The organism is Dietzia sp. MNB45 (genome assembly GCF_051994785.1).
Taxonomy (GTDB): Bacteria; Actinomycetota; Actinomycetes; order Mycobacteriales; family Mycobacteriaceae; genus Dietzia; species Dietzia kunjamensis.
In genome coordinates, this window is the sequence record NZ_CP163397.1 from 3232366 (window position 1) to 3246252 (window position 13887).

A 13887-nucleotide genomic window follows, 5' to 3' on the forward strand; every position below is an offset into this window, starting at 1 on the left:
GCCCGGTGCTCGGGTGACCTAGAGCCGCAGCACCTGCCGGGCGGCGTCGGCCAGCGCGATCGCGTAGCCGGCGCCGTGCCCGGCGGAGTGGGTGGCCAGCGGGTGCAGTTGATGCAGCGGGACCCTGTCGCGCCATCCCTCACGAAGCGGGTGCGCCTCGTCGTACCCGCGGAGGATCTCGTCCAGGTGCGGGGCTCCGAACAGCGCGAGCATCGCGAGGTCGGTCTCGCGGTGGCCGCCGTGCGCGGCGGGGTCGATGAGCACGGCCTCGACGTCGTTCTCCCCGCCGCCCTCCCCTCCGGCCCGCGCCGGGGTCCACAACACGTTGCCGGCCCACAGGTCTCCGTGGATGCGCGCGGGGACGTCGCCGGGGTCGTCGAGCTCGCCGGACGCCACGCGGTCGCAGGCCCGCTCCACCACGGCCAGGTCGGCGCCGCCGAGGACACCGAGGTCCACCGCGATCCGGACGAACGGCCGGACCCGCTGCTCGGCGTAGAACTCGCCCCACGACTCGGTGGGCGCACACTCCTGGGGCCGGTTGCCGATGAAGCACCGGCCCGCCCAGCCGTCCGCGGGTGCGCCCCAGGCGGCCGCGCCCGCATCGTGCATCGCCGCCAGCGACCGACCGAACCGCAGAGCCGCCCGCGTCGTCGCGCGACCCGCGGGAATTCTCTCGAGGGTGATCTCGTCGTCGTCGACCTCCTCCACCCGGACCACCCTCGGCCCGCCGGGGGCCGCGGCGAGCCAGGCCAGACCCGCGACCTCGTGGCGGAAGAAGTCGGGGCCGTGGCGGGAGCCCCTCTTGACGAACACCCGGTCATCCACGTCGATCTCCCCTCGTGTCGCGGTCGAGCAGCGGCCCGGCGAGCGCGGCGATGAGCACGCCGCCCACCAGCATCGGCACGACCGTCCAGCGCATCCCGACATGCTCCGCGATGAGACCGACGAGCGGCGGGGAGGCCAGGAAGCCCAGTCGCAGGACCCAGTTGAGCACCGCCAGGCCCGCGCCGGGCGCCAGGCCGGGCACGGAGTCGGCGGCGACCATCGCACCCGGGATCACGGTGGCGATGCCCCACCCGGCCAGCGCGAATCCCGCGAGCAGGACCATCAGCAGGGCGGGGCCGTCGAGCAGTGACGACGCGACCAGCGCGGCACCCGAGCCCAGCACCACGCACGCCCCGCCCATCCGGCCGACGTGCGCCGCGCCGAACCCCTCGACCAGGCGGTCACCGGTGACGCGTCCGACGAGCTGCGTGCCCTGCACCGCGACGAACCCGAGACCCGCCAGGCCGGCGCCCGCTGCCGCGACCTCGCGCAGGTGGAGCGCGGACCAGGTCTGGGCGAAGTCCTCGACGAGGGTGGCGCAGCCGGCGAGCAACCCGAGCGCGAGCAGGAGCAGCAGCGCGCGACCGACCGGTACGCGGCGGGAGACGTCCCGGTCGGCGGGAGGGGGCGCCGCGGACGGGGGCGTGGTGTCGAGGTCGCGGCCGGAGTCGTCCTCGGCGTCCGGCGGCCCCAGTCGGAGGGGAAGTGCGGCCAGCGCGGCGAGCGCGCAGACGACGCCCGCCACGATCATCTGCCCCACCACCGGCGTGCCGGTGCCCGCGGCCACCGATCCCCCGGCCGCGCCGAGCGCCGCACCGAGCGACCACACCGCGTGGAACCGGTTGATCAGCGACCTGCCGTGACGCGACTGCACGCGGATCCCGTGGGCGTTCATCGCCACGTCGGTGATCGCGTCGGTCAGCCCGAACAGCAGAAGCAATCCCGCGAACACGGCCACGACGGGCGAGAAGCCGACGAGCGCCGCGACGCCCGACGCGACGACCATCGCCGCGACGGCGACCGCCCCGTCCGAACGCCGCCGCATCAACGCGGGGGTGAGCAGGCCACCGACGAGCGCGCCGGCCGGATAGCAGGCCATGGCCAGGCCGAATCCGGCCGGGCCCAGGTCGAGCGCGTTCTTCAGGTCGGGCAGGCGGGGCACGATGGCGCCGAAGATCGCACCGTTGGCGGCGAAGAGCAGGGCGGTCGCTGCGATCGGTCCGCGGGTGGTACCGGTCCGGGTCGTCGCACTCACGACCGCCACACTACGTCCGGCCGGCGCGCCGGTAGCGTTACGCGGCAAGAGCAGCGGACCGGTGAGGGGAGTACGCCCGTGTACGACGTGACGGCGGGGATCGAGACCGAGGACGGCGGTCGGCGCGTGGCGTGCCGGGTGCCGCTGCCCGTGGCGCCCGCGGTGGTGTGGGACGCGGTCGCCACCGGCGAGGGGATCTCCTCCTGGTTCGTGCCGTGCGCGATGGAACCGCAGGTCGGGGGCCGGATCGTGCAGTTCGCCGACCCCGGCGCCCCCGATCCCACGACCGGCCCGGAGGCCGCGGCCGAGGCGATGCTCACCGCGACGGTCGGCGAGATCACCGTCTACACGCCGCCCGCCGGGAGTGTGCCCGGACTGTTCTCCTACGCCGAGCGGGACTGGATGGGCGAGGGCGTCCCGGTTCCGCCGTGGGAGACGTCGTGTGAGGTGGTCGACGACGGCGAGGGCGGCAGCGTGCTCACCCTGCGGTCGGGGTTCGGCTCCGGCGGGCAACTGGCGGAGGAGTCTGTGGATGGCAGTCTCGACGGGTGGGTGCAGGCGCTGACGGTGCTGGCCCACCGGCTGACCCATCGCCCGGCCGACGGGGTGGTGACCGTGGACGCGGCCACCGATCCGGTCGAGGCCACGGTGCCGGAGCTGTGGGCCCGGGTCACGGCGGCGCTCATCGCCCCGGCGTCCGGTGTGGGCGGGAACCCGGGTGACGGCGGCGTGGTCGCCAGGTCCGGTGAGGTGGGCGGCATCGTGGCGACCGGGTCCGAGGCCTCGCGGACGCTCATCCTCTCGGCGCCGGCTGACGGCATGCTCGAGCTGTTCGCCTTCCCCGCCGGCGAGACCCACGAGGACGCCGTCGGCCGGGCCGCGCTGGCGGTGCGGGTGTTCGAGTACGTCGACGCCCCCGGTGGCGACGGCCGACCGCTCGGGGCCGCCGCGGTGGACGTCCCGCCTACCTGGGACGCGCCGCGCTGGCGGGAGTGGCTCGAGGGGCTCGCCCGCGGCTGAGCCGCGCACCGGAGGGGGTGATCGCTGCCGGGGGCGAAACGTCGCGGTCGTATGCGCCGATGTTCTCACCGACCGCAGTACTGTTGCGGGGACGTATCGTGACGGTCCGCGCCAGCGTGACCCGATCGCGAACCGCACACCGACGAGGAGCTACATCCGTATGGCGGATTCCAACGAGACCGTGACCATCGCGACCGGCGAGGGCGCGCCCGGCTCCACCCTGCTGGGTATCGGCGCGTACCGCCCGGAGCGCGTCGTCAGCAACGAGGAGATCTGCGAGACGATCGACTCGACCAGCGAGTGGATCTACGAGCGGTCCGGGATTCTCAACCGTCGTTTCGCGAGCGCAGACGAGTCGATCGTCATGATGTCGACCGAGGCGGCCCGGAAGGCCGTGGCCTCCGCGGGGATCGAACCCGAGCTCGTCGACGCGGTCATCCTGTGCACGTCGACCAACTGGACGCAGGTGCCCCACGCCGCGCCCCAGGTGGCCACGAACCTCGGACGCAACGGCATCGCCGCGTTCGACCTCACCGCCGGCTGTGCCGGGTTCGGGTACGGCCTCGCGGTCGCGACGAACATGATCCGTGGCGGTGCTTCCCGGTACGTCGTGGTGATCGGTGTGGAGAAGATGAGCGACGGCATCGACTTCACCGACCGGAACACCTCGTTCATCTTCGGCGACGGCGCCGGCGCGGTCGTGGTGGGCCCGGCGGAGACCAACGACATCAGCCCGGTGGTCTGGGGCTCCGACGGCGAGCAGGGCAGCGCCATCAGCCAGACCAAGGACTTCAAGGCGTACGTCGACGAGGTCGACTCCGGCGCCGAGGACGTCCGTCAGCCCTTCCTCACCATGAACGGGTCCAAGGTGTTCCGTTGGGCCGCCGTGCAGGTGTCGAAGGTGTGCGCCGAGACGCTGGAGACGGCCGGGGTGACCGCGGAGCAGATCCAGGCCTTCGTCCCGCACCAGGCCAACGGTCGTATCAACTCGGCGATGGCCAAGCACCTCGGTCTGCCCGACACCGTGGCGATCGCGAACGACATCGAGCAGACCGGCAACACCTCGGCCGCCTCGATCCCGCTGGCCATGGAGACCATGCTGCGCGAGGGCCAGTCCAAGCAGGGCGACGTCGCACTGTGCATCGGGTTCGGCGCCGGCCTCTCCTACGCCGGCCAGGTCGTCCGACTCCCCGCGGCCCCGCCCGTCGACTGACGGCCCGGGCGTCCCTCCCGGGGCCTCCCGAGGCCTCCCCGCGTGCCCCGGAAGGCCTCGGGAGGGACGCCAACTAGACATGTGTTCATGAGAAAGTGACCTCATGCACATGTCTCTTTCCCGGCGCGTCACGCGCCGCCTGGTCTCCGGTGCCGTCGCGGCCACCGCCGCCCTGCTGTCCCTGCTGCTGGCGGCCCCCGCCGGGGCCGCGCCCGCCATCCCCGGACCCGTCGCGCCGCAGGCCTCCCCACTCGAGCTCGTCAGCGGATCCGCGCAGACGCTGGGCGGCACCATCGCCGGACAGGTCACCGGCACCGGGATGGGCCCGACCGTCCTGTCGGGGGCGGGCACCGGCCCGTCCAAGTACGTGGCGCTGGGCGACTCCTACGCCGCCGTCGGCAGGATCGCGCCCGGCGCGTGGGGTGCCGGCCCGGTCGCGTGCGTGCGCACCGACGACGCCTACCCCACTGTGGTCGCCCGCGAGCTGGGGGTGGGCACGTTCGTCAACGCCAGCTGCGGCGGCGCGGTGGCCGATGACTTCCTCGCGGTCGGCCGGACCGGGGCCCCGCCCCAGTTCGACGCCCTCGACGCCGATACCGATCTGGTGACCATGACCATCGGTGGCAATGACGTGGGCTTCGCCGCCGTGATCGTGGCGTGTGCGCTGCGGCCCAACACCGCGCCCGAGCTGCTGCCGATCGTCGATGCCGCGACGGCGAGCCTGTCGAAGGGCTTCGATCCCACCGCCGGCTGTTCGGACGTCATCGACCGCCAGGCCGCCCGCGCGCTCGAGACTCTCGACCAGCGCATGGACGCGGTGTACGCCGGGATCGCCGAGCGTGCGCCACAGGCCCGCGTGGTGACGGTCGGGTACCTGGCCGCGGTGCCCGCGGACGACCGGATCATCGAGCAATCCCCGGCCTGCGCTCCGTTCATGGCGATCAGCCGGGAGGAGCGGGCCAAGGTCCGCGGCTTCCAGGACAGCATCAACCGCGTCGTCCGCGACGCCGCCGAGCGCAACGGCGCCACCGTCGTGATCCCCGATGAACCGGGCCACTCGATGTGCACTCCGCCCGAGAACCGCTGGGTGGACTTCACCGGGCTGGACACGGGCGCGGTGCCGGTCCATCCGACCAGTGCCGGCCACGCCCACGTCGCGGACAGGGTGCTGGCCGCGCTCGACGGCTGACACCGGACACTCCATCTGACGGGTGTCCATTTAGCCCGAATGGCTCCCGACGCGGCGGCGATGAGAGAACACTGAGCACATGCTCACCTCTCATCGGCGCCGCTTCGCCGGTTCCCGCACCCTCACCACGTCCCTCGCCCTGGCCGCGTCCGTCGTCCTCACGGCCGCACCCGTCGCTGGTGCCCAGTCCACCACCCAGGCGGACGGCACGATCGCCCTCGGCTCCCTGGGGTCGAGCGTCGGCACCCCTGTCAGTGCGTCGGGTTCGCTCGGCTCGCTCTCGACTCCGGCCTACGCCGACTACGTGGCGCTCGGCGACTCCTACGCCGCGCTCGGTGACAACACCACGCCCGCCGGTGGGCCCGAGGGCTGCGGCCAGAGCCTGGCGAACTATCCGAACCAGCTCGATGCCAACCACGCCGTGGGCGAGCTCACCGACGCCACGTGCGGCGGCGCCCAGACCGAGGACATCCTCGTCGACACGCAGTACCCTGAAGCCCCGCCGCAGATCGAGGCACTCGACGCGGACACCGACCTGGTGACGCTGTCCATCGGCGGCAACGACGTGGGCTTCGGCACGATCGTCGGGTGCATCACCGCGCATCTGCAGCCCGCCGGGCCGGATCAGCCGATCGACTGCCGCGAGGAGCTCGGTGGGGTCGTCGCTCAGGACATCGCCGACATCTTCGGGGAGGGCGGAGCGGTCGACGAGGTCTACGCCGCCATCGAGTCGGCGTCGCCCGACGCGACCGTTGTCGCTGCCCAGTACCTGCCGCTCATGCCAGCGTCCGACGAGGACGGGTGTCTCTTCACCACCCTGATCGGAGCCGACAATCTCGAGTGGGCCCGTGAGGTCACCGAGGCCATCAACGACGCAGTCGACGAGGCCGCTGAGCGCAACGGGCACATCTCGGTCCTGCCCTCCTCTGACACCGACCGCAGCGGCTGCGCTCCGGTGGACGAGCGGTGGGTCGTGTTCGCGGATGGTTCGGCGAACAACACGGCCGCCTTCCACCCCACTGCCCTGGGCCAGCAGGCCATGGCCGACGCGATCGCCGCGGCGATCTGACCGCCGCCATCCCGGTACGACCACAGCCGCCCCTGGGGAGGGCGTCTGGCGCGCACCGAAGCGCGCGCCAGACGCCACGCCCGGGGGCGGCTGCGTCGTTGGGGGGCGCCCGTCAGCCCTCGAACAGCCCCTGCCCCACGTACCCGCCCTCCGGCGCGCCGGGCGGCAGCGCGAACACAGCCGACCCGATCGGGATGGTCCACGTGTTGAGCGCGTCCTGCTCGGCGAGCCGCCGCTGAACCGGCACGTAGGTGCGCACCGGGTCGGCCTGATAGGCGGTGAACAGCAACCCGGAGTTGCTGATCTCGCCGCCCTCCGGCGGGTCGTCGTAGTTGTACGGCCGCCGCAGCATCGCCTCACTCCGCTCGAGCTGCCTCGCCCGCGCGATGTGGGACTCCGCCGGGATCACCGGCAGGCCCACCTCGTCGATCGCCTCGAAGTCGGCCGGGTCGTGCTCGTGCACCCCGGTCAACGGCGCGCCGGTGTCGAGCCGCCGGCCGACGCTCAGCTCGCGTGAGGTGCGGTCGATCTCCTCCCACGTGTCCATCGTCATGCGGATCCGCCGCAGCACGAGCGAGGACCCACCCCGCATCCACCGCTGGACCTGCCCGTCAGAAGAGGTGCCGTCGGAGAACAGGATCTGGTCGAAGTCCACGTCCTGCTCGGTGGGGTTGACGGTGCCGTCGACCTGTCCGAACAGGTTGCGCTGGGTCCGCCCGGTCGGGTCGGTGCCGACGGCCTTGCGGAAGCCCCGCTGCACCCACTTCTGCCGCGCGACCCCCCGCACGCCGGAGGCCAACACCCGCGCGGCGTGGGACACGATCAGCGGGTCGTCGGCGCAGATCTGCAGCAGCAGGTCCCCTTCGGACCACCGGTCCTCGAGCTGGTCGATCTGGGGGAACGCCGGCAACTGTGCCAGCCACGCGGGCCGTTTGTCCGGCATCCCGATCGCGTCGAACAGCCCGGGCCCGAACCCGATGGTCACCGTGAGCCGCGCCGGGTCCTCGGCGAGTTCGGGTTCGAGGTCCGCGAGTCCGCCTCGCCCCCGGGTGAGCCGGGCGGCGTCCTGGGACCACGCCCTCAGGACACCGTCGATCTCCGTGCGGGTCGCCCCCGGGACGATGTCGAACGCCACGAACGCGGCATGCGATTGCGGGCGCGTGGTGATGCCGGCCTGGTGCGGGCCGTGGAACGGTTCGGTGGCCGTCCCGACGACTCGTGAGTCGGCGACCGCCTTCCAGTCTCGGATCACCTCGTCGTCGTCGACAACGCCTCGCCCCGCATACCCCGCGGCACCGCCGACGACGGTGCCACCGACGACGCCGGCACCCACCGCCGCGACGCCGCCGCTGAGCACCGACCGCCGGGACAGACCGCGACGGGCCTGCTCAGCCATCGTGGCTCGTGCCCCCGCTCATCTCGCCGTGACCGCCGCCGACGTACTCCTCTTCCCCGCCCTGGAAGTCGCGGGCGGAGACGGTGACGTCCTGCTCGGCGCCGTCGAACTCGAGGGTGAGGGTGATCTGCTGGCCGGTGGTGATGGGGCGCCCCAGCTCCATGAGCATGATGTGGTTGCCGCCGGGCGCCAGGGCGAGCTCGCCGCCGGCGGGGATCACGAAGCCGTCCTCGCGTTCCTGCATCATCATCCCGCTGCCGCCGGGGACGGTCTCGTGCAGTTCGGCGCTGCCGCCGAGATCGCTCTCGACGCCGATCAGGTGCAGGTCGGCGTCGCCCGGGTTGGTGATGGTGCCGAAGACGCCGGTCATCTCCGTGCCGGTGGCCTTGGCCCAGCCGTCGTCGAAGGTCACGGTCGTGTAGGCGCCGGAGTCGGCGGTGTGGGCGGTGTCGGCCGCGGCGGCGGGAGTGGCGGCGGTCGTGGTGTCGATGTCGTCGGTCGCGCAGGCGGTGGTGGTGAGGGCGAGCGCGAGTGCGGAGGCCGCGACGAAGGCGGCACGAGTGTGGGTACGCATGGTGTGGGAGTCCTCGTGTGGTGTGTGTGATCGCCCGGCAGCGCGGGGCGCGTACCGGTGCGAAGGGTGGTCACACAGACACGGGCGGCGCGCGGGTTCCCCCGCGGGCCAGGAGGAACCGTCCGCGGGGGGTGTCGGCGTCGTAGGAGGCCAGGAGTCGGGCGACGACGACGAGGTGGGCCGTCGCCACCATGGGCGGTATCCGAGCCGCCAGCCAGGACAGTGTCCCGGAGAGGATCGCGACCAGCGCGAGCGTGATGGCGATCGCTGCCACGTGGGCGCCCAGCATTCCCGGGGTGAGTAGTGCTGCCGCGGAGGATGCGGGGGCGACGCCGACGGCGTCCATCGCGGCCCGGACCGCTTCCGGATCCGTGGCGTGGTGACCGAGCGCTCCGGCCGTGCCGGCTGCGCCGTGGGTGTGGCCGGTGGCCAGCACGAGGTGGACGAGTCCCTGTCCCGCGATCAGGCCTGCTGCGGCGGTGAGGACGGGGGCCCGGCGGCGGGCGACGGCGGCGGTCACCACTCCGATCCCCGCGCTCGTGGCCGCGACGGAGAGGGTCTGGCCCGTCGTGGGCGGGCCCGCGAGCGCGCCGGCGGCCAGTCCGTGGGCGCTGATGCCGAAGATGCCGCTGACCAGTGCCACCACGATGCCGACGGCCGCGGTCATCGCGGGCGGGACCTCGGCGCGGAGGCGGTCGGCGGACATGGCTCGATTCTATGCCCCGGGGGGGTGTGACCAGTATCCGGAGGTGGCGGGAGTGATACAGATCCGCCGGGACCGTTCAGGCGGGGGAGCACCCGGTGGTGTCGCCCTCGGTGGTGGTGACGATGCGGGCGCGTTCCTCGTCGGCCAGCCCGGAGTCGATCCGGGCGAGCATGTGGGGTCGCATCTCGGGCAGGTCGTCGACGTCGAACCAGCGGACGTCGGTGTTCTCGCCGTCAGCAGGGTGCGGGTCGCCGCTCAGGTAGGTGCAGGCGAAGGTGTGGTCGATGTACTGGGCTTGGTCGCCGTTGTCGTAGGTCACCATGCGGGAGACGCCGATGGAGGCGACGCGGTCGACGCGGATGGTCACGGCGGCTTCCTCGCGGGCTTCGCGTACGGCGGCGTCGGCGGGGTGTTCGCCGGGGTCGACGATGCCGGTGACGGGGGTCCACCAGCCGTTGTCGCTGCGCCGGACCAGGAGCACGCGGGCACTCTCGGGGTCCTGGATGACCGCGGTTGCTCCGGCCAGCCACAGCGGGGCGGAGCCCACGTGCTTGCGGAGTTCGAGGACGAAGTCGGGGGTGGCCATGTCCGAGAGCGTATCCGGGGGCCCGAAATGGCGGATCCCCCGCCGACCGTGTGGTCGACGGGGGATCGCCGGAGTGCTATCCGGTTGCTGACTCAATCAGCGTGGATGGGGCAGAACCTCAGTTCTGCTCCTCCTCGGGCTCGCACTCATCCTGCTCCATGGAGCCGTTGCTCTTCAGGAAGTCAATGGCCTCCGGCGGGAGGTTGCAGACGAGGCCCACGTTGATCTCGGGCAGCGGCGGGAGGTTGACGCCACCGGAGACGGCGAGGCCGATGCCGATGCCGGCAGCGGCCAGCGAGCCGACAGCCAGAACCGTGCCGGCGTCAGATCCGGTGCTCGACCCGGGAACGTTGATGTCACCCGAACCGAAGTCGGAGCCGGCGCCGTCACCGGAACCGGAGGCCGAGCCGGTCAGCTCACCGAGGATGTCCTCGAGCGATCCACCGGAAAGGGAGTCGGTGTCGGAACCGGTTGCCAGCGAATCCGAGTCAGAACCCGTGCCCAGCGAATCGGTGTCCAGCGAATCCGAGTCAGAACCCGTGCCCAGCGAATCGGTGTCCAGCGAATCCGAGTCAGAACCCGTGCCCAGCGAATCGGTCAGCGAGCCGAGGTCTTCCGAGCCACCAGCGGAAGCCGTCTGGAGCTCCGTGATGATCGAGGTGAGCGATCCACCGGAAAGGGAGTCGGTGTCAGAACCGGTACCCAGCGAGTCGGTGTCAGAACCGGTACCGAGTGAAGCCGGGTCGAGCGAATCGGTGTCCGAGCCGGTGGCCAGCGAATCCGTGTCCGAACCCGCATCCAGCGAATCCGAGTCAGAACCCGTGCCCAGCGAGGCCGGGTCGAGCGAATCCGTGTCGGAACCCGTGCCCAGCGAGGCCGGGTCGAGCGAATCAGTGTCGGAACCCGTGCCCAGCGAATCCGTGTCGGAACCCGTGCCCAGCGAATCGGAGGACAGCGCGGGCAGCTCCGAAGAGCCCTCTCCGGACGAGCCGAGCGCCGCGCCGAGGTCCACGCCCAGGCCGAGCGAGTCACCCAGGCCGAGGCCGAGGTCGAGGTTGAGGCCAGCGCTCTGGGCGTTGGCGATACCCGGCATGCCACCGAGCACGAGTCCGGAGGCCGCGATGACGGCCATCATCCGCTTCGAGTTCTTCATAGGAATTGCCTTCCTGTTGTCGTTGACGACGCGGCGATTCGGAATCTCCCCCTACCCGCCGGCCCGGCATGTGGTGTTGACCACCCGCCGTTCGATCGTGTCATCACCATATCGAGACAATCTTCAGGGCTGTTACACCAGGTTCGTATTAGTCACAGCAATTCGCCGACGATGGGCAGTTTGCCAACCCCGCAGCTAGACGCGGAATCGTGGGCCCCACAGCGGTTCTCGCCCCACGACCTCGGTATATGCAAATATTAAGAAATAAATCATCGTTAACCAATTGCTTGCAATTCGCCGTTGGGTGAGTTTAATCACATACTCGGGCAGCGGCGCTGCCGAACCGGGCGAGAGTGCGCGAAGGTGGACCACACCGGCCGAAGTTGAGGCTAACCTCGTATTATCCCCGTTTATCAGGAGCGTCATGGCATCTAGCACCACCGGAGTCCTCTTCCCCACCGATTCCTCCGGGAACCGCTCGACGGGGCGACTGGCCAAGGACGTCGTCGCCGACGCACTCTCCCCCGTCGACCCGGCCGCCGCCGAGCGGGTCCACCGCATCAAGGACTGGCGCAAGGGCTACATCGAACCCTTCACCGATCTCGTGCGCGTCGGCGTCTCCGACCCCGCGGCCTGGGACGGCGTCGCGAGGTCCGCCCTCCAGTCACTGCAGTCGCGCATGCGCGGCGTCCATGACGTGGACGGAGAGACCGCTGAGACCCCGATGTCGGACTACCTCGCCGTCGTCGCCCCCACCACCACGCCGACCACCGACACGATCCAGGGCACTGCGGCCCCCGTCACCGAGTTGTCCATCCCCTTCCGCGGCGAGGAACTGACCGGGGACCTCCTGCGCGCCCGGCTTGACAAGTGGGTCGCGGCCGGCGTGATCGAACCCAGCTGCGCCGACGCCCTGAAGCTCGTGCAGGACAATCCCCAGTGGCTCTCCCTGCCCGGCCGCGCCATGCTCGTCCTGGGCCTCGGCTCGGAGATGGGGCCCGCCCGACGTCTCCTGCAGTGGGGCGCCGACGTGATGGGCGTCGACCTGCCGTCGAGCCCCGCGTGGGATCGCTTCCGCGGGGAGGCCTCGACGTTCGCCGGGCGCCTGCACGTCCCCACCGGACCGGACGGCCGCCCCGGCATCGACCTGCTCACCCAGCTGCCCGAACTCGCGGCATGGGCCAGGGCCGCGGCCCCCGCACCGCTCACCGTGGGCAGCTACTTCTACGCGGACGGCGGAACCCACGTCCAGCTCTCCTCCGCGGCGGACGCCCTCGTCGTCGACCTCCTCCGCGACAACACCGCCGACGCGCTCGCCTACCTCGCCACCCCGATGGACACCTTCGTCGTCCCCGCGGACGTGCGGGAGGCCGCCAACGCGGCACTCGCGTCGCGCAAGATCACCGACGTCAAGCGACTCGTCGGTTCCGTCGCCCGCGGCAAGGTCTTCGCCCGCAATTACCCCGCCGGCCACGGCCCGGCGGTGCACGACGCCCTCGTACCCCAGCAGGGCCCTAACTACACCCTGGCCAAGCGGGTGCAGCGCTGGCGCGCCACCACCGCGTTCGCCGACGGACACACCGTCTCGGTCAACGTCGCCCCTGCCACCGACACCCACTCGGTGACCAAGAACAAGATCCTCGCCGCCACCTACAAGGGCGCCTACGCCTTCGGCATCGAGATCTTCGCGCCCGACACCTCCGCCGCCCTGCTCGCCGCGCTGATGGTCCACGACCTCAACGTGGGCCGGCCGCAGGTGGACGTGCAATGGCAGCACGAGTCGTCGGGAGCGGCATCCGGCGGATTGTGGCGTCAGCCGTACCTGCCACGGACCGCCCTGCCGGTGGCCGCGCTGATCGGTACCGTCAAGAGGTAGGAGCACGCACCGAACTGCCGTCGGGACACCTGACACCGACCCCTGACACCGAGACATCTAAGGACGCCGCCATGCCGAACCCCTTCGCCAAGGGCTGGAACTACCTCAAGGCCTCGCTGGACAAGTCGGTCGACGACAACGCGGACCCCAAGGTCCTCGTGCACCAGGCGATGAACCACGCGCGCGACCAGCACAAGTCGGTGTCCGACCAGGCGGCCGCGGTGATCGGCAACGCCAAGCAGCTCGAGATCGCCATGGGCACCAAGACGCGGCAGCTCGACGAGGTGCAGGGACAGATCCGACAGACCCTGCAGGTGGCCGAGCAGGCGCGCGCGGAGGGCGACACCTCCCGCGCCCAGCAGTTCGACACCCAGGCCGAGCAGCTCGCCGGGCGGCTGGTGGCACTGGAACAGGACCTCGACCACACCAAGCAGCTGCACGGCCAGGCCGTGCAGGCCGCAGAGCAGGCCAAGCAGGCGGTGAAGGAGTCCGAACAGCGGCTGCGCGAGACACTGGCGCAGGAGGATCAGCTGCTCCTGCAGGCCACCCAGGCCGAGATGCAGCACCGGACCACCGAGTCCATGAGCTCCCTGCAGGGCGCCGGCGGCGGCAACTCCCCGACCTTCGACGAGATCCGCGCCAAGATCGAGGGCCGCTACACCACCGCACTGGGCAAGCAGGAGCTCGCCGAGGCGACCGGCGCAACATCGACCGCACAGCTCGACGCCGCCGCGTTCACGCGCGAATCCGAGGGCAAGAGCAAGCTCGAGCAGATCCGCGCCTCGATGGGGCTCGACTCGGGCTCCGACTCCGGTGCCGACCGCCAGCTCACCGGAGGCGAGGGGCAGTCCGGGTCGTCGGCGGGGTCGCCGGCCGCGTCGTCCACCGGCCAGGCCGGGGCGCCCGGCCAGGCGGACCCGGAGGCGCCGAGGGATCCCGACGAGGCGACCGACCAGCCGAGCCCCGAGGACCTCTCCGGGCCCACGCTCCCCCGGGACACCAGGGAGTAGCCCCGGGCTATCGGC

13 protein-coding genes are annotated in these 13887 nt (G+C 71.6%); 6 read left to right on the top strand and 7 right to left on the bottom strand.

The window, feature by feature from the left end; all coding sequences use genetic code 11:
- Positions 1-18: 18 nt before the first annotated feature.
- Positions 19-825: a fructosamine kinase family protein gene (locus AB5G72_RS15475; protein WP_440220325.1), complete on the bottom strand. Its 807-nt coding sequence runs from the start codon at positions 823-825 to the stop codon at positions 19-21.
- Positions 818-2080: an MFS transporter gene (locus AB5G72_RS15480; RefSeq protein WP_440220326.1), complete on the bottom strand. Its 1263-nt coding sequence runs from the start codon at positions 2078-2080 to the stop codon at positions 818-820. Before AB5G72_RS15480 ends, AB5G72_RS15475 begins: the two co-directional genes overlap by 8 nt.
- Positions 2081-2158: 78 nt before the next feature.
- Between AB5G72_RS15480 and AB5G72_RS15485 the strand changes: the two genes are divergently transcribed.
- From AB5G72_RS15485 to AB5G72_RS15500, 4 genes are all read left to right on the top strand, one after another.
- Positions 2159-3100, top strand: coding sequence for an SRPBCC family protein (locus tag AB5G72_RS15485; RefSeq protein WP_206472993.1), 942 nt, complete (start codon positions 2159-2161; stop codon positions 3098-3100).
- A 160-nt stretch (positions 3101-3260) separates the two neighbouring features.
- Complete coding sequence (locus AB5G72_RS15490; RefSeq protein ID WP_120286456.1) at positions 3261-4313, top strand: beta-ketoacyl-ACP synthase III; 1053 nt, start codon at positions 3261-3263, stop codon at positions 4311-4313.
- Between the two features lie 109 nt (positions 4314-4422).
- The gene (locus tag AB5G72_RS15495; RefSeq protein ID WP_440220327.1) at positions 4423-5502 is read left to right on the top strand and encodes an SGNH/GDSL hydrolase family protein; all 1080 of its coding nucleotides are present in this window, start codon (positions 4423-4425) and stop codon (positions 5500-5502) included.
- Between the two features lie 79 nt (positions 5503-5581).
- A complete protein-coding gene (locus AB5G72_RS15500; RefSeq protein WP_440220328.1) occupies positions 5582-6571 on the top strand; it encodes an SGNH/GDSL hydrolase family protein in 990 nt (329 codons plus the stop codon).
- A gap of 112 nt (positions 6572-6683) precedes the next feature.
- On the opposite strand, the gene AB5G72_RS15505 is transcribed toward AB5G72_RS15500, so the two are convergent.
- The 5 genes from AB5G72_RS15505 to AB5G72_RS15525 all read right to left on the bottom strand — a co-directional run bounded on the left by AB5G72_RS15505 (position 6684) and on the right by AB5G72_RS15525 (position 10986).
- Positions 6684-7967: a Dyp-type peroxidase gene (locus tag AB5G72_RS15505; RefSeq protein ID WP_440220329.1), complete on the bottom strand. Its 1284-nt coding sequence runs from the start codon at positions 7965-7967 to the stop codon at positions 6684-6686.
- Positions 7960-8541 carry a copper chaperone PCu(A)C gene (locus AB5G72_RS15510; protein ID WP_440220330.1) on the bottom strand — a complete coding sequence of 194 codons (582 nt, stop codon included), beginning with the start codon at positions 8539-8541 and terminating at the stop codon, positions 7960-7962. The genes AB5G72_RS15505 and AB5G72_RS15510 overlap by 8 nt, the downstream gene beginning before the upstream one ends.
- Positions 8542-8611: 70 nt before the next feature.
- Positions 8612-9247: a hypothetical protein gene (locus tag AB5G72_RS15515; RefSeq protein ID WP_440220331.1), complete on the bottom strand. Its 636-nt coding sequence runs from the start codon at positions 9245-9247 to the stop codon at positions 8612-8614.
- A gap of 76 nt (positions 9248-9323) precedes the next feature.
- Positions 9324-9833, bottom strand: coding sequence for an NUDIX hydrolase (locus tag AB5G72_RS15520; protein ID WP_440220332.1), 510 nt, complete (start codon positions 9831-9833; stop codon positions 9324-9326).
- 118 nt (positions 9834-9951) lie between these two features.
- Positions 9952-10986 (bottom strand): hypothetical protein, encoded by a 1035-nt coding sequence (locus AB5G72_RS15525; RefSeq protein WP_440220333.1) that lies wholly within the window; start codon positions 10984-10986, stop codon positions 9952-9954.
- Between the two features lie 424 nt (positions 10987-11410).
- On the opposite strand from AB5G72_RS15525, the gene AB5G72_RS15530 reads away from it, so the two are divergent.
- A complete protein-coding gene (locus AB5G72_RS15530) occupies positions 11411-12862 on the top strand; it encodes a hypothetical protein (protein ID WP_440220334.1) in 1452 nt (483 codons plus the stop codon).
- 71 nt (positions 12863-12933) lie between these two features.
- On the top strand, positions 12934-13872 hold the full coding sequence (locus tag AB5G72_RS15535) for a PspA/IM30 family protein (RefSeq protein ID WP_440220335.1): 939 nt from the start codon (positions 12934-12936) through the stop codon (positions 13870-13872).
- Positions 13873-13887: the final 15 nt, after the last annotated feature.